Source organism: Exilibacterium tricleocarpae, from assembly GCF_007004655.1.
Classification (GTDB): domain Bacteria; phylum Pseudomonadota; class Gammaproteobacteria; order Pseudomonadales; family Cellvibrionaceae; genus Exilibacterium; species Exilibacterium tricleocarpae.
In genome coordinates this window covers 109,556-126,883 of the sequence record NZ_ML660092.1, presented here as the reverse complement: position 1 = coordinate 126,883, position 17,328 = coordinate 109,556, and the positions used below count along the sequence as shown (strand labels likewise).

Sequence of the window (17,328 nt, the reverse complement as noted above, 5' to 3'; positions counted from 1 at the left end):
GGAGACCTCCAACCCATTACCTAAAACAGGGGAAGGCGCCACCCAATGAAAAATCTGTCGATCACCACACTGCTTTGTCTGTTAGTCTTGAGTGCGCCGGCTCTGGCGCAAAATCGTATTGTCTCCGGCGCGGTTAAAGACATCTATGACGCCAACTGCGCCAGTTGCCACGGCGCCGACCTCAATGGCGGCCAGGGCGGTTCCTTGATCGACGGCCAGTGGCGCTACGGGTCTTCCAACGCCGCCATTACCAAAGTTATCCGCGACGGTATCGAAGATGGCGGTATGCCCGGCTTTGGCGCCACCCTGAGCGAGGAGCAAATTCGCGCCCTGGTGATCCTGATGCGTGAAGCGAAACAGGCGGCTGCCAGCACAACCCTGGCCCGGCGCCTGCAACCCGATAAAGGCGTGTTCAAGACCCAACACCACAACTTCAGTTTGGAACGGATGGGCGAAGGTACCGGTATTCTGTGGGCGCTGGATTTTTTCCCGGACGGCGCCATGATCGCCACCCAGCGCGACGGCGTACTGTGGCATTTCAAAGACGGTAAGCGCACCCCGATTAAAAACACACCCAAAGTCTGGCAGCACGGCCAGGGCGGCCTGCTCGACGTTAAGCTGCATCCCGATTACCCCGATAATCAATGGGTCTATCTCGCCTACAGCGAAAGCGGCGCAGCCGGCAGAGGGATGACCGCAGTGGTGCGCGGGCGGATTAAAGGGGACCGCTGGGTGGACCAGGAGGATATCTTTCGCGCCCCCCCGGAATTTCACAACCGTTCCAGAGTGCACTTCGGCGTGCGCCTGGTATTTAAAGACGGCTATCTGTTTTTCGGTATCGGCGACCGCGGCGCCCAGGACATGGCCCAGGATTTAACCCGGCCCTACGGCAAAATCCACAGGCTCCACGACGACGGGCGCATTCCCAAAGATAACCCCTTTGTCGGTAAGACTTTCGACGGCAAGCCGGCCTACGCCAGCATCTGGACCTACGGCAACCGCAACCCCCAGGGGCTCGACAGCCACCCGGTGACCGGCGCGCTGTGGGAGACCGAGCACGGTCCGCGCGGCGGCGACGAACTCAACCTGATCCGCAAGGGTAAAAACTACGGCTGGCCGGTAATCACCTATGGTATGAATTACAGCGGCACGCCCATTACCGATAAGGTCGAAAAACCGGGCATGGAGCAGCCCGTACACTTCTGGGTACCCTCGATCGCGGTATGCGGCACAGAGTTTTACGAGGGCGGCAACTTCCCGAAATGGAAAAACCACCTGTTCGCCGGCAGCTTGTCGGCGCAGCAGTTGCACCGCCTGGAGATTTCAGAACAGGGAGAGGTCATCGCCGAGGAGATTGTCTTGAAAGACCAGGGGCGCATTCGCGATGTGGCCAGCGGTCCCGACGGCAATCTGTATATCCTGCTCAACCAGCGCTCGCCGCAACGGGGGGCGATCTACCGCCTGGTCAATAGGGACTGACCGGCAGGGACAGGGCCACCCGACCACATAATCAAGGTCACCAGCAGCGCGATAACGCGCTGCGCCTGTGGCCGGCACAGATCATCAGCTACTGCCGCCGGCGACTGCGGAGCGCGACCGCTTAGAGCGAATGCCGCGATCAACCTCACCGCGCTCCACCAGCCGCTGGTGCGCCGCCACCATCCGCTGTAACAGCCGCTCGGCACCGGGCACGCTTTTGTGCACCGTAAAAAATAACTCAGCCTGAAAGAACTGTACGGAATCGAGGCTCTCGATAGCATGGCGCTGCACCGGCCGGTCGGTAACAACTGTCAGGCCGAGAAAATAGTCCACCCGGCCGCTGGCCAACAGGTGCATGGCCTGGTCGGCGGTCTTGACAGTTATCACCTGGTTGCCGTGCTCGGGGTTGGTGACATAGTCGTCGTAGCCGCCGTAGGCCAGCCCCAGAAACACGGCGACGCGCTTGTTTTTCAGATCCCGGATCGTCCCGATCGCAGCCTTGCCATTGCGCCAGTAGATGCGGCCCTGCACCTGCACGGCCGGCTGTCGGGCAAAGATCACCTTGTCGCGATACACGGGAACAGCCCTCGAGAACAGTCCTATCTGTATATTGCCCGAGGCGATATTGTGGTAGAAACGCTTGGTGGGATACTGCCGGGCCTCGTAATCGATACCGGCTTCAGTCATCACGTCGACGAACAGCCCGGCGACTATGCCTTTGACCTCACCATCTTCATAGTAATTGAGCGGCGGTAAGTGTGGATATCCGGTGCGGTAGCGTTCTTCCGCAACGGCGCGGGACAGGCAGAAACTGATCAGCACACCGGCGCACACGGCGGCAATTCTCGCGTTGCGCCGAGAGGTAAAAGCAAGACTCATAAGGTCATCGAACCAGGGTTGGTTTATGGAGTTACCGCGGCTTATGAGTATACCGAGTGCGTCGTTTTTTCCCAAGCGTTTGCTGCGCCTGCGCAGGCGCGCGGCTTATCTCGACTCACCAATACTACAATAACCTCCTGATCCGCCGGTACGCCTCTTTGACTTCTTCAGCCAGCAACCTGGCGGCTGCGCCGACTTCTTTGGACGCCTCGCCCGCCTCGCGACCCACCCGCGCCGCCTTGGCTCTAAAGTGTTCCCACTTGTGCTCGGCCTCGTCCCACTCTTCGCGGGCCTCGAGTTTGGCAAGGTTTAGTTTCACCTGCAACTCATCGCGCTCGCGCTTCAACCGCTCGCCCAGATCATCCAACTCCTCACGTAGTTTATCAAGGGTATCGTTACTCATAATTATGCGCTCCGGTTCGATAGAGTCCTGCCAGTATAGAGGCGCATACCCGCCCGACGTTGACCTGAATCAACAAGAACACGGCCGCCGGCCGCCCACTCAATCCCCTTGAGTACACCGCTAAATAGCATGTTCGTGACCAGGCGGCGAGTCTTGTCCAACCTGTTGTGTAGGGTCGGACCAGCAGAGCGGTCAAAAAAGAGCGGGATTCCGGCGCTGCCGTCCCCTTGAGATTTATCAGTGCGCCCCAGCGTCAATCCGGCGTACCGGCGGCGCGGGGTCCGTCGGCAACCAGGTTGCGCATCCAACGCCGGCCGCGGGCCCGCGCACCAAAGAGCAGCACTTTAGCGAGATCCTCCGCATAGGAGGCAACCACCACCCACGGCAGTGCAAACCCGGCAGCGGCGGCAAACCAGGCCGCCGGCAATCCCACCAGCCACATACCGACCAGGTCGGTAAACAGGCAGTAGCGATTGTCGCCGCCGGCACGCAACACACCGAGAGACAACATCACACTGATGACCTTCAGCCAGGCGCCGGCGGCGATAATCACCAGCACCGACTTTGCCTGCGCCTGGGTCTGGGCCGGTAAGTCGCCATAGGGCAGCAGAATCAGGTCCCGCCCCAACACCATCAGTAAACCGATTACCGCACCCAGCACCGGGGCGGCCAGCGTAAAGTTTTTTGCGTAAGTAAACGCCTGTTCGAATTCGTTGGCCCCGAGACGCTGCCCCACCATCACCGCACAGGCAGAGGCCAGCCCGACAAACGCCGACAAAACCGCTCCCTCAATCGGCGCCAGCATACTGATCGTGGCCAGCGCCCGGGTGCCGAGTTGGCCGTAAATCAAATGATAGACAAAAGCGCCGGCCGACCAGACGCCGAAGTTGAGCGCCATGGGCACCACCAGCCGATAGACCCGCGACCATTCGCGGCCGCTGTAGCGCCGCAGCAGTGCCTGCCTGCCGGGCCAGCACAGGTGTCGCACCCACCAGAGAAAACCTGCCAACAAGAACAGATGAAAAACCCGGGCGATGTTGGTGGCCCAGGCGGCGCCGGCCACGCCCAGCGGCTCGACACCGAGCCCGCCGTTGATCAGCCAATAGTTGAGCAGGATATTCAGCGCAATGGCCACCACACCGAAGACCAGCGGCAGCTTTACCTGCCCCATTCCGCGCAAGGTGCCTTCGAATATCAGTATGAAGCAGACCGGCACTATCGACGGCAGGGTAATGTGAAGGTACCTGGCGCCCGTGGCAATCACCGCAGCGTCATTGCTGGCCCAACTAACCACCACACCGGCATACACCAGCGCCGCCAGCACCAGTGGCAGTGCCAGCACCAAACTGACCGCGCCCATCAACACCACCATCTGGCGCACCTTGGCCGGCTGGCGGGCGCCGATAAGCTGCGCGGCCAGCACGCTGCTGCCGATGGCGAGGCTGTTGAGCAAGATTAACAGGACAAACTGGGCACGACTGCCCAGCCCGACCGACGCCACCGCCACATCGCCGAGGTGGCCGACCATCATCACATCCACCATGCCCAGTATCGCCACCAGAATACTCTGCAGCGACACCGGCCAGGCCAGCGCCCAGCACTGGTGCAGCAGCCGACGGTCAACATTTTTAAACATAGTCAGCGCTGTTTACAGACTCGGAGAATTACAGGTAAGCCACTTGGCGGGCCGGTAAATGTGCAGGAGGCCTGACGGGGCCCGACCGCAGGCACGAGTTTCGCCTATCGGATTGGAAAAAGCCAGGGCGGGTTTTGGATTCAGGATTCACCGCCCTGGGGATTAGCCCGGACTGACATTTCCTTCAGACCTGGTGATGTCGTCGCAAGGACTGAGTACAACAAAAGAGATAAGCCGTTTGGCATAACCAAGCGGCTTATCAATGTGCAGGTCCGAGGGGGTGGAAGGCCGGCTGTCAGAACTTGGCACGCAATCCAAGGGTGAGACGACGGTCAGACTCAAGAACCTGGAACGCGGTGCCGGTCGCACCGGTGTTAACGGTTGACTCTCCAGTTAAGTTGGTAATATTCGCCACCACGGTAAAGTTGTCGTTAATGTCATAGGTTGCCGAAAAATCCCATTGCTCCAGATCTTCCCGGTAATCATTGCCCATAGTTGGGTCATCGGGGTCCGCACCCACAGAAACGCCGAGGGGGCGAACCCGCTTGGTGTCGAAGTTATCCAGGAAACGATCCCGGAAAGTATAAGCCAAACGAATCCCCAGGCCTTGATACTCGTAGAAAAATTGGGCATTGAAGGTATCCTTGGAAATATCTTCCAGAGGCACGCCATCCGGGTCCTCGCTGTCGGCATAGGTGTAATTAAGATTGACACCCAAGCCACTCCAGCGGCCGGGCAGGAAGTCCATCATTTGTTGATAGCCTACTTCCAAACCTTGAACCTTACCGGATTCACCATTGGTCCGGGTGGTTGTCTCAACACCCAGTCGACCTTGCGCATCAAATGCATCGAGCTCTGCACGGCTCGATGAGAAGGTGAAAGTGGGAGAATCGCCGACGCCTTCCGGACGGACACAAACTTTATCAAAGTCATCTTTGTTAGTCTGGGTTGCAACAATGTCCGGCAAGTCGGCACAGAACGAGTCACTTTTCAGGAAAGACTGAATGTCTTTATAGAAAATCGCTACCGACGCCGCATTACCACTGCCCCAGTAGTGCTCAGCCGAAATATCGTACTGGGTGGCACGGAAAGGCTCCAAATCGGGGTTACCCCGGGTCGCAGTGGTAAATGCATCCTGAAAGTTAAAGGCCGGGCTTAACTCATCGAAATCGGCACGGCGCATTACCTTGCCTGCGGCAAAACGTAAAACGGTGTTCTCGCTAAAATCCCAAGTGATATTTAAGCTTGGCAGCGTATCGTCATAAGTAGTGCCATCTGAAACGATGACACCTTGCTCGAAGGCACTTGACGTAATATCCGTTTCTACATAACGGGCACCGACAACGGCGCGAACAGAGCCAAAATCCAGCTCAGTCTGTAGATAAAATGCTGAAGTATCTTCGTTGATCTCTGTGAAAAAGCCCTCTTGAAAGGCGAGGTTTGCGTTAAGATCACCGGTAATCGCCAAGTTTGTACCCGCCAGCAGTTGCTTAACAATGTCGAAAGTCGCCTGTTGATTTCGCAGTGTACTGACGTTAAAAGCCGTGACGCGCGATAATTCGTAAGGGCCGTTGCGACCGGAATAATCAAACGCATCACCCCAACTATAATCAACGATTTGACCGGGGAATTGGGCGGCAATATCCTCCATCCAGATGATATCCGGATTGCCATCGACATCCAGAAGATCCCTATGGATATTGGCTATACGCAACTGGCGTCGAGTCTGCTCGAAATCGCGCTCGGTGCTGCGAAAACCTGCCTTAACCGCACTAATCCATTGCATACCAAACGGTTCTGCATATTCGACATCCAGGCGGAAAGCGTCTTCCTCGTTAACAGCATTATCACGTGTATCTTCATAGCGGCGAAACGCCTGGTTTTGTTGGTCGGTCAGCAGGAAACCTTCCTCAAAATCGACGGTCGGCGCCCCGCTCTGGCTGCCGACAAACCTGACCAAACTAAACCACTCGTTACTCGCTGCCGGGTTTGCCTCTTCCAGCGCGCGGTCGATACCCCGAAAACGGAATTCCGAGGTGGGTTCATAGGTATCGGCTTCCGAGGTACTGAATTCGGCAGAGACTTTCAGTTTATCGGTAAAATCCCACTCACCACCCAGGGCGTGGGAGAACGAGTCTGTGTTGCGGAAATTCGATGCTGATGTCTGTAAGGGGAGCACTGACAACTCGAAATCCTGCAGTTGGCCGTCCCCATCTTCATGAGTCACACCCGGTGTTGTAATTGGGGTGCCGCCAACATGAAGCAACGAGAAGGCCTCTTGGCTACCTGACCTTTCAGTTATATTGAAATCCAGATAGAACTGACCTTGCTCGGATGCCGGCGCCCATTGTAAAGACAGGTTAAAGGCAGTGCGCTCACGGTTCTCGGTGCGGGGATTAAAGGTGTGCTCTCGACCGTAGACATAGTTGCCGCTGGGGGTATTCTGCGCATTATCAGCATCGTCAATGACACCATCGTTATTAAAGTCAACAGCGCCGACCTGGAGTTGAACCAGTGATTCATCGCGTCTTAATGTACGGTCCTGGTATGAAACCATTGTCATCGCACCAAAAGTCCCGGCATCGCCTAAATCCCAAGAACGGCCACCGGATACATTCAATATAGGCGCCCAGTCCTCTGACTTATCAGCGTACTCACCCAATAAAGAAACCGCAGTCAACGGCGCGTTTAGCTCCAGTGGGCGGGCGGTTACCAGATTGATGGTTCCACCGAGCGCACCCTCAACCATTTCAGGCGTGGGTGACTTGATAACCTCTACCCGGGACAGGAAAGCGGCTGGAAAATCTTCAAAGTTAACACCATTGCGGCCGCCGCCCTCGGCATCGGAAGTACCGCCACCCATGGTGGAACGGCCATTGATTTCCACACGGTTTTGCTTGAGGCCACGGATAGAGACTTCAGAACCCACGCCAAAATTGCGATTAATTGAAACACCGGTAACGCGCTGCAGCGCTTCGGCAATATTATTGTCAGGCAGCTTGCCGATATCTTCGGCAACAATGGCATCGATCACGCGCGAGTCGGCTCGCTTTAATTCAGAAGCAGCCTCAAGGCTGGCGCGGATACCGGTTACCACCACTTCCTCGATCGCCTCTTGTGAAACGCTGGTTTGCGCGAACGGCAAAAGTGATGTTGACAGTAGAAACATCGTCACATGTTTAGTACTTTTCATTATATCTTCCCCGTTTATTATTATCTTAGAGCTGTCTCTATTGACTTGGACAGCGCAGACATCCTGCCACAACTCCAACCAATTTGTAATACCAATATTGTAATCATATTATTATAGATTTGGACTATTGGTAATACCAAGCTGTCATAAGCTTTGCTCTCTATTATTACTTTAGAGCTACTTATATTCACCTGAATACCGAGAGCATCTTACCGTAGCGCTAATTAGTAGCGCGGAAGTATCTGCATCAACAATTGGTATTACAATTTCACAATAATGGTAATACCAATTTACTCTGCAATTGATTTGTTGATTAGTTAATTTATCCTGTACAACGGCAGACAGCTTTGATCGAACCTGTATGAACCGATGTGGGAAACGGAAGTGATAACAGACCAATAACGCCCGACAACGGCTCGCTGTGCTGGTGGTGTTCTGGAAAAAGGTGATGGCACAACGACAATTGGGGTAGCCTTTAGTCTAAACCTCTGTGCGACCTGAATTCGTCTGTAGGCAGGGCTCTGTATCGGCTGATTGATTTTAAAAAGGAAAGTGTGGCGGACCGGGCGGGGTTCGAATTCGGTGGTTTGTATTGGTGGCGAATTGAGCCAGGTGAGACAAATCGTTATTTCAGTCAATACCATTAAACGGATTGATAAGCTCAATTTGGCAGTGTTCAAAGTCTTTTATATTTCTGGTGGCCACGCCAAGCCCTCTTGATCTGGCTACCGCTGCAATTTGCCCATCCAAGTTGCTCATAGGGCGGCCGATTTCTTTTCGCTGACACATAATTTCTCCATATATACGGGCAGCACTCTCATCAAATGAAAGAATTCGCTGAGTAAAAGCAGCATCAATAAACTGTTCAAAACGCTCGCTCAGTAGTCGTCGGCGTTTACTTTCTGGCATTGCTCGAAGCCCACAGCCAATTTTAGCAATGGTGATTGTTGTTAAGTACAGCGATGTGACATCTCGGTCATTCAACCAGTTGAGAACCTGACTCGCAGGCGGAGACGGCATAAATTCCGAAACAACATTAGTATCAAGGATGATCATTTAGAAACTCAAAGGCTTATGGATTTCACGTTCGGGTAGGGTTAGTTCTCCGTTGTTATAAGCTGGGCTGAACAGCCTAACGGCAAGATCACCGAGGCGTTCTGGTGTCGTAACAGCACGTTTTAAAATTTGGCGCACCTCTTCTTCCATGGAAGTTCCGTGTTTAGCGACCTGTATCCGCAACAGGCGCAGAGTTTCTTCGTCAATTTCTCTTACGCTTAAACTAGGCATCGTCTACCTCCAAATGTGCAGCTAAATGGATGGTAGCGCTAGCAGTCATTGCTATCAAATTGATAAAAGTGACGGCACAGCTTAAACAAGCCAAGATACTGAACAGAGAATTGATGTGGAAAAATATTTAAAATCAATGACTTATAGGAAATAATCAGAGAAAAACAGATAAGTTATTGATTTAAAAAAGAAAAGCGGCGGACCGGACGGGGCTCGAATTTTTTATTGGTGTTTTGGGGTGTGCATGGATGTATTTAAGCTATTGTTTTTATTGATTATTTGTCACCGAGACACACCGGTGAATACGGCTGTTTTACTAAAACTAGACAAGGCTTGAATTCTCAGAAAGCAGAAGTGGCAAGAAAGCAGTTATAAACGGCGCCAGCCAATTTCCATTTCACCTCGGTCTAGCGGTATCTGAGCTATCATGATAGCATCCGAAAAGTACCCATATTGTGACACATTAGAGGTGATATATGATCGGGTCTATCGGAATACGTGAACTACGGGACTTGAGCAGTCAATTGCCGGAGAAAGCCGCGGCCGGCGAAAGCTTCTTCCTCACCAAGAACGGCACCGCTCTCTATTACGCCATACCAGTTGATCAGGCTTTGATGGATCATGGTTCTCGCCTGGCCATTGCATTGAATCTCTACAAAAATGAAGCGCTCACAATGGGCCAAGCTGCCAAATTAGCTGAGCTATCTATTGAAGAATTTATGATCGAGGCGGGCAAAGCAGGCATAGCTGTTATTGATTACGATGACGATGTCCCAGATTCAGATATTACTGTTTGGGAACAGATACGGATGTAGTCGTAGCGGACGCTACACCGCTAATCATACTCAGCAGGTTGGATTTACTCAATAGTATCGCTGGGTTATTCAAGGCTGTTTACGTTACTCCAGGTGTGGTGCAAGAGTGCACTAAAAACAAAACTATGCCTGGAGCTGTGAAAATAGCCTTGGCTCTTGAGCAAGGTATTCTTTTAGCAAGTAGTGATTTTGATACCTCTGTTGTGGAAACGCTTAACTTGGATCGTGGCGAATCTGAATCAATTGCGTTGGCGCTTGCCTATAAATGTCCCCTTTTAATTGATGAGCGAAAAGGTCGAAGAATCGCTAAGAAATTGGGGCTTGATATTGTTGGTATAGGCGCTGCGCTAGTTATCGGAAAAAATCATGGTGTTATTGAATCAATAGCGCCATTACTTCAACAACTTGGTGCTATGGGCATTTATTTAAGCGAGAAAGTTAAGTCCCAAATACTTTCTCAAGCTGATGAAAAATAGACAATTGTATGATTTAGTCTGAACTAACCCAAGCTATTGAGCCTTTGGTATGCTGTCTAACATCCGCTTTCAACAAGAGCGGTAATAGCACCCAAATCCGCTACCAATACAAAGGCAGGGAATACAGTGAAACCCTCGACAAGCGCCCCAACAAAACCAATATCGCCTATGCGGCTAAAGTAAGACAGCAACGCCTCGACGATTTGCGCTTAGGACGCACGGATGAAGAATGGGAACAAGAAAAACACCAGAAGCCACCCATTGATCCTTTCACGACTTACGAAAAAGAAGCCATTCTGGGGCAACTCGACGGACAAACATTAATTTACTTTACCCTGGCCTTTGAAACCGGTGCCCGTACCAGTGAATTGTTGGCACTAACCTGGGACGATTACGACGGCAAACGATTAGCGATCAATAAATCAATGGTGCGCCGCGAAGTTAAACTCAGCACCAAAACCAATATGGCCAGAGAAGTGCTGTTAACACAACGCGCAAAAAATATTCTTAGAGAATGCCCGACACGGTTTAAAGGCGGCCCGATTTTTACGCATTCGCTCGGCGGCCAGTGTCTGGATGCAGACGACTTTAACCGACGTTGGCGAAAAGCATTAAGTGATGCCGGCATACGTTATCGTCGCGGTTACAACTGCCGCCATACCTACGCCAGTTTGGGATTAACCGCCGGGGCAAAGCCGGGTTTTCTCTGCCAACAACTGGGCCACACATTGGAAATGTTTTTCAGCACTTATGCCAAATACATCAAATCGGAAGATGACGAACTGGAGCTGGCCAAGATAGATGGCTTTAAATCGAACAGGAACTAAAGCGAACCAAAATGCAATAAATTATTTAAAATCAAATACTTACAAAATTTCTCATGTGAGATTAACTCAGCAAAACAGGAGAGTATATCAACTCCTCTAAGACTGCTAAAATGCTCTCAGTTAATGGTTTATTCGAGGTATACCTCATGACACAAGTGAATGTTGAGCTTCCAGAAAAAGTCTTTTCTGTGCTTCATTGCAGCCCTGATGAATTAAGCCAGGAAATGCGCCTGGCGGCGGCAACGTTGTGGTATCAACAAGGGCGTATATCGCAGGAGTGGGCCGCTAGTATCGCGGGCATGGATCGAACCGACTTTCTTTTGGCGTTGGCAGAAATGGGCAAGGACTCGTTTCATGTGGATTTTGACGAGTTGGACCGCGAGTTAAACCGTGGCTAAAACTGTCATTATCAATGCCTCTCCATTAATTTTTCTTTCCCGCAGCGGACACCTCTCATTACTGAAAACATTTGCTGACGAGGTGTGGGTGCCAGAACCGGTTGCCACTGAAATTCAGCAACGCGGTCCTGACGATATATCTGCACAAGCTATCCGCAACACTGACTGGTTAGTGGTTAAACCCGTTTCAGCGATTCCGATCGCTGTGGCAGAGTGGCGTCTTGGGGCCGGAGAATCTGCCGTGCTTGCGCTGGCGACAGAGTACGGTTTAGAAGCCATTATCGATGATCTGGCAGGTAGAAAATGCGCTGCAAGCCTCGACGTTTTTGTTAGAGGTACGCTGGGCATTGTATTGGTCGCCAAACAACGAGGAACGATTGAACTGGCTCGGCCCGTTATTGAAGATATGATTACCGCCGGACTTTACCTATCCAGAAAAGTGCTCGATAGGGCATTACAGCGCGTTGGTGAATAGCCCATTTCAACGTGAGAGGCTCAACCGAGCTGATCGAAAAGCGCCTGCAAAAAAGCACCCCACAATCACTGCTCATCACATCACCAAAATAACCGTTTACAAAAAAACTGGACAAAAACTGGACAGGAATTAGCTAAAAACAGCTAACCTATTGATTTAAAACAAGAATAATGGCGGACCGGACGGGACTCGAAACCGACACCCGACCGACGTCCGCAGACTGAGGTTTTCACCGACTACTCTCCCGCAAACATCAGGCACTAGCCCAACTACAACCGCAGGCGCTGTTTGCGAAAATCCCCCAATACTTCCCGCGCAGCATTATGCCCGGGTATACCCGTCACCCCCCCACCGGGATGGGCACCGGAACCGCACAGGTAAAGATTGCCGATGGGCGTGCGGTAATTCGCATAACCGAGCAGCGGCCGGTTGCTGTAAATCTGGTCCAACCCCATACAGCCGTGAAAAATATCGCCGTCCACCAGCCCAAACTTTCTCTCCAGATCCAATGGCGAGTGTATTTGCGTGGCGATAATACTGTCGCGAAAGTTCGGCGCATAGCGGGTCACTGTGTCGATAATAGTCTCGGCTGCCGCCTCTCGATGCCGATCCCAGCTAGCACCGCCGGCCAGGTGCGGGCGGAACTGCTGGCAGAATAGACTGGCCACATGTTGACCGGGCGGCGCCAGGGAATCATCCACGGTAGAGGGAATCAACATTTCCACAATCGGCGCCTTGGACCAACCGTAACGGCGCGCATCGGTGTAGGCACAGTCCATATAATCCATGGTGGGTGCGATCACAATGCCGGCACTGTGGTGCACGCCACTGCCGGGCCGGCTGCGAAACTCGGGCAGCGCCGACAGTGCCACGTTCATGCGAAACGTACCGGAGCCGCTGCGGTAGCCGCGCAGGCGCCGCACTAACTCCGGCGCCAACTCCCGTTCGTTAATCAGCCGCAGATAGAGCAACTTGGGCCCGACGTTCGCCACCACCGCGCGCGCTCGCACAGTGCTACCGCCAACAAGTCTGACACCAGTGGCAACACGATTGTGCACCAGCACCTCGGCCACTTCGGCTTCGGTCTCCACCTCCACCCCACGGGCCCGCGCCACTTTCAGCATCGCCTGCGTAATGGCCCCCATGCCGCCCACTGCATGCCCCCAGGCACCGCGCACCCCATTGGCTTCACCAAACACATGGTGCAGGAGGACGTAGGCGGAACCGGGCGCATAGGGACTGGTAAAATTGCCCACGGTGGCATCAAACGCAAATACCGCCTTGACATTTTCGTGCTCAAACCAGGTATCGAGAATGGCGGCGGCACTCTTGGTAAACATATCCAGCAGGTCGCGCCGGCGCGCCATGGGCAACTTGCGCAAACGCCGGCCCAACCCGCCGGCGCGCATCAAGTCGGCAAGGCCGCCGCCGATATTGGGCGGCGTGCGCAGCAGCTCGCCGCGCAACGCGTCCACCACACCGTCCAGCATCTGCTGGTAAGGCGCCAACTGGTCCGCGTCGTGCGCCGACAACGCGGCAATCGCCGCATAGTCGGCTTCACGGCCGGCGCCAAAACTCAGGTTTTCGGTGGGCGACAATAAAAAGAAATTGGATAACGGCCGCAGCAACACCTGCAATCCATGCTGATATAACTGCAGGTCATCGATGACTTTGGGATTGAGCAGGCTGACGGTATAGCTGGCGACGGAATTTCGAAACCCGGGGTGGAATTCTTCAGTAACCGCAGCGCCGCCGACCAGGGCGCGGCGTTCGAGCACTTTTACCTTGAGCCCGCCGGCCGCCAGGTAGGCGGCGCAGACCAGGCCATTATGCCCGCCGCCGATAATCAGCACATCGCAGTCGGTCGCCATGGCGCCGGTTAGCCGGCCCGACGCTGCGCCGGTTCAGGCCGGCCACCGATAGCGGTGCTTAGTTGAGTTCTTCGTCCTTCCAGAACTTGGTCCCCTTGATCGTAGCCTGGAGCACCAGGCCGCTCTCGGTCAGTTGATAAACGGTGATATCGTCGATAATCGCCTCACCGCCGACCGCACCGCCTTTATCACTGGCTTTGGCAGCCGCATCGGCCTGGGCGCCGAAAGTCCAGCCGCTGTCCAGAAAACGGTTCATGGCCGCCCGTGTATGGTAGACGAACACCAGGCGAAAATCCTTGGCGCCGGCGCCGAGCCCGAGTCCGAACTCACCCATTTTCATATAGGTGTCCCTGGCGGCGGCATTGTCCCGGACGATGCCGTAACCACCGCCAAAGCTGGCGAAAATGACATTGATATTGGCGTTGCTGAATACCCCGTAGCCGGCCGCACTGTTGACCTGCGCCTGTACATCGGGCTTGAGTTTGTACAGATCATTCAACACCTGGGTTCTCATATTTAAAATGGACTGGCGTTTCTCCGCGGGTGTTACGCCACCGGTGGTCGAGCAACCGCCGACAAACACCGCCACACCTATAATAAGCCCGCACAATATACGAATATTCATGGTTTTATCACATCCCCCTTTGCCACACAGATACTGCCAGAACAGCTAGCTGCCGTCCTTACCCGGCCACCATACTACTGCTGGTCGCTTAATAACAACTGAACAGGTGTCAGGCCTGCACCTAATTGACGCAGTTCACATAAAAACCACCTATCGACTGCCCTCAATAGAAAGCTTTTAACAATAATGCTCAAGAAAGCGCCCGCCGGCAGTGTCATTGTAGCCCCACTACCGTCCCATGGTACGCCCTACACAGCGCGGTTTTGCTTTGCAGTCAGGGCGAGACCCGGCGCGTTTTCGACCCTGAGTTCACTGGCGCGAAAAATATAAACCGCACCAGTACCGGGCTGCCCTGATTGTGCCTCCCCACGGCGGTGCAGGCCCGACACCGGAACAGTGCTTGAGAGCGGATTTTGAGTGGCCCGTTAATTGCTCCGATATCTACTCAACCTGACCGGGAGGCGGGTATGCAATACACGAGACCCATGATCGAGTTGGTGTACGAACTGCGCAGGCGTGTGCACGCGGACCTGAAACCGAGCATTAAACTCAGCAATCCCGAACTGTTCGACGAGTTGACGACACACTTCCACGCCACAAAATGCCCCATTACCAGAGCACTCACCAAAGAACTGTTTTCCCTGGCGGGCGATCCCTGGACGACCCTGCTGGAAAAAAATGAAAAACACGCCAGCAAACAGGTGGCCAAGGTATATCGGGGCCAGGCCAGCCTGGAGGACGCACCGGACCGGTCCGACAGCGGCCAGACCAGGCAAAAGCCGGTCAAGATATACCGCGGTCAGGTCGTCAGGTAACAGGGTCGAGCCGTCATTGCAGCCAACAGCCGCCACGTCCACAGAGCCGATGGAGACCTGCGGGCCTGCCGTTCAAACCACTCGCTGTCGCCACCACCACAGCACATGACTGCCGTCATGCCCCTCTTCCCACCCCCGCCTCATAAGGTTTGATAAATTGCAAAAATAACAACGAAAATTCCAATATCAAAAAATGCACAGTTATCTAGCAAAAAGCAGGTAGTAACAGCTATATCAGCCACTTAACATCCGGCACTTAAGGTTTGACGGTACCATGTTGCCTGGTCGTCTCCCGGTCGAATACCGCCTTTGGCAATTCATAAAGATAGCAAAAAGTCCTATTCTACAGACACACTGAGAGATAATTTATGAACTTCTTTAAGCTACTTGCAACAGGCGCGATGGTCGCGATACTAGCGGCCTGTACCACCGGCCAGCATCCGCTCACCGACGGCGCCAACGCACTTACCACGTCTACAGTTGGTAAAAATGCACAACAGACATTCGCGTCGACGGGTGGCCGGCTCTCCTTCGAGGACGAAATAGTTTACCACCTGTTTCAGCGCAGTTTCTACGACAGCAATGGCGACAATCACGGGGACCTCAACGGCATCACTAAAAAGCTGGACTACCTGCAGGAACTGGGGGTCACATCAATCCTGCTCACACCGCTCTACGATTCCCCCTTCTATCACAACTACTTCGCTGACGATTTTGAAAAAATAGACCCGCGCTACGGCTCCCTGGCCGACTACCTGAAGCTGGTGGAGGAAGTCCATCGCCGCGGCATGAAGATCTATATGGACATGGAAGTGCACTACGTGGCGGAAAACCATATCTGGTTTAAGGATTCGCTGCACAACCCAGACTCCAGGTACTCCGACTACATCCTTTACAACGGGCCGAACAACTCCAAACCGGAATCGGCCATCTTCTTTTTGGAAGAAATGTACTCCTACACCGGCGATAAATACAAGCTCGCCACCATCAATCTCGAAAGCGATAAGGTGAAGGCCTATCTCAACAATCTGTTTGCCTACTGGGTCGACCCGAACGGCGACGGCGATTTCAGCGACGGGGTCGACGGCTTTCGCATCGACCATATGATGGATGATTTGGATTTGAAGGGCCAGTTGACCAACCTGTTTACCGACCTGTGGGCACCGATTTTCGCCGATATCAAGCGTATCAATCCCAACCTGGTCATTATTGCGGAACAGGCTGACTGGGGTTACGGCGAGGAATTCTGGACCAAGGGTAACGTCGATGCCGTATTTGGCTTCCCGATCATGAAAGCACTGGTGGACTTTGACAAAGCGGCGCTGGGCACTGCCATAAAAACGACACAACAAAAACAACCGGCCGGCAAATTCAACCTGTTGTTTATTGAAAATCATGATACCCATCGTTTTGCCTCGGTTGTCGACAACGATCCCGGCAAGCTGCGTGTGGCCGCCGCGGCAAACATGCTGTTACCGGGTGTGCCGTCGTTGTACTACGGTCAGGAAATCGGCATGCAGGGAAAAAAGCAACAGTACAACACCTCTGACGCCAACGATATTCCTGTGCGTGAAGCCTTTAACTGGAAAACAGATAAAAACTACGACGGTATGGCATTCTGGTACCGGGGTAACGGGCCCTGGTGGGCAGACTCCGCAGTCAAGGACGACCGCACCCGGTCACTGGAGCAGCAGGCCGCCGATCCGCAATCCCTTTGGAATTTTTACAGGAAGCTTATCGCCCTGCGCAAACAAAAAGACGCTTTGCGATCCGGCGATATCCGCATTTTGAATCGCGAGCATGCCTCCGTGCTTTCCTTTATTCGCAGTGACGGCGACGCCGCTTACCTGATTTCAATCAACTTTGGCGACCAACCGGCCCGGACTAACCTGGCTGTCGCGGACTTAGGTACCGTGGGTGGATTACAATTGAGGAACTTAAAATCGGAGGCATCGAGCACACTATCGGTAAATGGAGGCAGATTGTCTTACGACCTAAGTCCTTACGGTGTCTATCTAACGAAACTTCGATAGACTGCATCCCGGGAGTTCTGTAGCAGTAAAGGAATCTGATGCGGGCGGCCAAACCAGCCCCCGCAAACTCCCAACACCAATTGTGCTCGCACCTGAATACCGATATAATTGCGGAC

At 53.6% G+C, this 17,328-nt stretch carries 16 protein-coding genes; 8 read left to right on the top strand and 8 right to left on the bottom strand.

The genetic code is table 11. From position 1 onward, the window contains the following. Nucleotides 1-45: 45 nt before the first annotated feature. The gene (locus tag FKG94_RS10650) at nt 46-1,479 is read left to right on the top strand and encodes a PQQ-dependent sugar dehydrogenase (protein ID WP_142904218.1); all 1,434 of its coding nucleotides are present in this window, start codon (nt 46-48) and stop codon (nt 1,477-1,479) included. Nucleotides 1,480-1,563: 84 nt separating this feature from the next. Here FKG94_RS10650 and FKG94_RS10645 read toward each other — a convergent pair whose 3' ends face one another. From FKG94_RS10645 to FKG94_RS10620, 6 genes are all read right to left on the bottom strand, one after another. Continuing rightward, nucleotides 1,564-2,358: a substrate-binding periplasmic protein gene (locus FKG94_RS10645; protein ID WP_142904217.1), complete on the bottom strand. Its 795-nt coding sequence runs from the start codon at nt 2,356-2,358 to the stop codon at nt 1,564-1,566. 124 nt (nt 2,359-2,482) lie between these two features. Continuing rightward, on the bottom strand, nt 2,483-2,761 hold the full coding sequence (locus tag FKG94_RS10640; RefSeq protein WP_142904216.1) for a hypothetical protein: 279 nt from the start codon (nt 2,759-2,761) through the stop codon (nt 2,483-2,485). A gap of 253 nt (nt 2,762-3,014) precedes the next feature. Next, complete coding sequence (locus FKG94_RS10635) at nt 3,015-4,397, bottom strand: MATE family efflux transporter (protein ID WP_142904215.1); 1,383 nt, start codon at nt 4,395-4,397, stop codon at nt 3,015-3,017. Between the two features lie 295 nt (nt 4,398-4,692). Then, complete coding sequence (locus FKG94_RS10630) at nt 4,693-7,590, bottom strand: TonB-dependent receptor (RefSeq protein ID WP_142904214.1); 2,898 nt, start codon at nt 7,588-7,590, stop codon at nt 4,693-4,695. A gap of 630 nt (nt 7,591-8,220) precedes the next feature. Then, nucleotides 8,221-8,646 (bottom strand): type II toxin-antitoxin system VapC family toxin, encoded by a 426-nt coding sequence (locus tag FKG94_RS10625; RefSeq protein ID WP_142904213.1) that lies wholly within the window; start codon nt 8,644-8,646, stop codon nt 8,221-8,223. Continuing rightward, on the bottom strand, nt 8,647-8,877 hold the full coding sequence (locus FKG94_RS10620; RefSeq protein ID WP_142904212.1) for a FitA-like ribbon-helix-helix domain-containing protein: 231 nt from the start codon (nt 8,875-8,877) through the stop codon (nt 8,647-8,649). Nucleotides 8,878-9,353: 476 nt separating this feature from the next. Here FKG94_RS10620 and FKG94_RS10615 point away from each other — a divergent pair, with 476 nt between their 5' ends. The 5 genes from FKG94_RS10615 to FKG94_RS10595 all read left to right on the top strand — a co-directional run bounded on the left by FKG94_RS10615 (nt 9,354) and on the right by FKG94_RS10595 (nt 11,868). Beyond that, nucleotides 9,354-9,692, top strand: a complete 339-nt coding sequence (locus FKG94_RS10615) for a DUF7317 family protein (RefSeq protein WP_142904211.1) — start codon at nt 9,354-9,356, stop codon at nt 9,690-9,692. Continuing rightward, a complete protein-coding gene (locus FKG94_RS10610) occupies nt 9,671-10,168 on the top strand; it encodes a PIN domain-containing protein (protein ID WP_142904210.1) in 498 nt (165 codons plus the stop codon). Before FKG94_RS10615 ends, FKG94_RS10610 begins: the two co-directional genes overlap by 22 nt. 44 nt (nt 10,169-10,212) lie before the next feature. Further along, a complete protein-coding gene (locus FKG94_RS10605; protein WP_179957592.1) occupies nt 10,213-10,995 on the top strand; it encodes a site-specific integrase in 783 nt (260 codons plus the stop codon). Nucleotides 10,996-11,141: 146 nt separating this feature from the next. Further along, the gene (locus FKG94_RS10600) at nt 11,142-11,393 is read left to right on the top strand and encodes a UPF0175 family protein (protein ID WP_142904208.1); all 252 of its coding nucleotides are present in this window, start codon (nt 11,142-11,144) and stop codon (nt 11,391-11,393) included. Then, the gene (locus FKG94_RS10595) at nt 11,386-11,868 is read left to right on the top strand and encodes a PIN domain-containing protein (protein ID WP_142904207.1); all 483 of its coding nucleotides are present in this window, start codon (nt 11,386-11,388) and stop codon (nt 11,866-11,868) included. The genes FKG94_RS10600 and FKG94_RS10595 overlap by 8 nt, the downstream gene beginning before the upstream one ends. Before the next feature lie 269 nt (nt 11,869-12,137). On the opposite strand, the gene FKG94_RS10590 is transcribed toward FKG94_RS10595, so the two are convergent. Together FKG94_RS10590 and FKG94_RS10585 are read right to left on the bottom strand one after the other, a co-directional pair. Continuing rightward, nucleotides 12,138-13,739: a phytoene desaturase family protein gene (locus FKG94_RS10590; protein ID WP_142904206.1), complete on the bottom strand. Its 1,602-nt coding sequence runs from the start codon at nt 13,737-13,739 to the stop codon at nt 12,138-12,140. A gap of 58 nt (nt 13,740-13,797) precedes the next feature. Then, the gene (locus FKG94_RS10585; protein ID WP_142904205.1) at nt 13,798-14,364 is read right to left on the bottom strand and encodes a lipid-binding SYLF domain-containing protein; all 567 of its coding nucleotides are present in this window, start codon (nt 14,362-14,364) and stop codon (nt 13,798-13,800) included. Nucleotides 14,365-14,831: 467 nt separating this feature from the next. Between FKG94_RS10585 and FKG94_RS10580 the strand changes: the two genes are divergently transcribed. Next, complete coding sequence (locus FKG94_RS10580; protein WP_179957591.1) at nt 14,832-15,179, top strand: hypothetical protein; 348 nt, start codon at nt 14,832-14,834, stop codon at nt 15,177-15,179. Between the two features lie 368 nt (nt 15,180-15,547). Then, a complete protein-coding gene (locus tag FKG94_RS10575; protein ID WP_142904204.1) occupies nt 15,548-17,212 on the top strand; it encodes an alpha-amylase family glycosyl hydrolase in 1,665 nt (554 codons plus the stop codon). Nucleotides 17,213-17,328 lie beyond the last annotated feature (116 nt).

Coding starts and splice junctions, on each gene's coding strand:
- FKG94_RS10650 (WP_142904218.1), top strand. CDS start 46: ATGAAAAATCTGTCGATCACCACACTGCTTTGTCTGTTAGTCTTGAGT.
- FKG94_RS10645 (WP_142904217.1), bottom strand. CDS start 2,358: ATGAGTCTTGCTTTTACCTCTCGGCGCAACGCGAGAATTGCCGCCGTG.
- FKG94_RS10640 (WP_142904216.1), bottom strand. CDS start 2,761: ATGAGTAACGATACCCTTGATAAACTACGTGAGGAGTTGGATGATCTG.
- FKG94_RS10635 (WP_142904215.1), bottom strand. CDS start 4,397: ATGTTTAAAAATGTTGACCGTCGGCTGCTGCACCAGTGCTGGGCGCTG.
- FKG94_RS10630 (WP_142904214.1), bottom strand. CDS start 7,590: ATGAAAAGTACTAAACATGTGACGATGTTTCTACTGTCAACATCACTT.
- FKG94_RS10625 (WP_142904213.1), bottom strand. CDS start 8,646: ATGATCATCCTTGATACTAATGTTGTTTCGGAATTTATGCCGTCTCCG.
- FKG94_RS10620 (WP_142904212.1), bottom strand. CDS start 8,877: ATGCCTAGTTTAAGCGTAAGAGAAATTGACGAAGAAACTCTGCGCCTG.
- FKG94_RS10615 (WP_142904211.1), top strand. CDS start 9,354: ATGATCGGGTCTATCGGAATACGTGAACTACGGGACTTGAGCAGTCAA.
- FKG94_RS10600 (WP_142904208.1), top strand. CDS start 11,142: ATGACACAAGTGAATGTTGAGCTTCCAGAAAAAGTCTTTTCTGTGCTT.
- FKG94_RS10590 (WP_142904206.1), bottom strand. CDS start 13,739: ATGGCGACCGACTGCGATGTGCTGATTATCGGCGGCGGGCATAATGGC.
- FKG94_RS10585 (WP_142904205.1), bottom strand. CDS start 14,364: ATGAATATTCGTATATTGTGCGGGCTTATTATAGGTGTGGCGGTGTTT.
- FKG94_RS10580 (WP_179957591.1), top strand. CDS start 14,832: ATGCAATACACGAGACCCATGATCGAGTTGGTGTACGAACTGCGCAGG.
- FKG94_RS10575 (WP_142904204.1), top strand. CDS start 15,548: ATGAACTTCTTTAAGCTACTTGCAACAGGCGCGATGGTCGCGATACTA.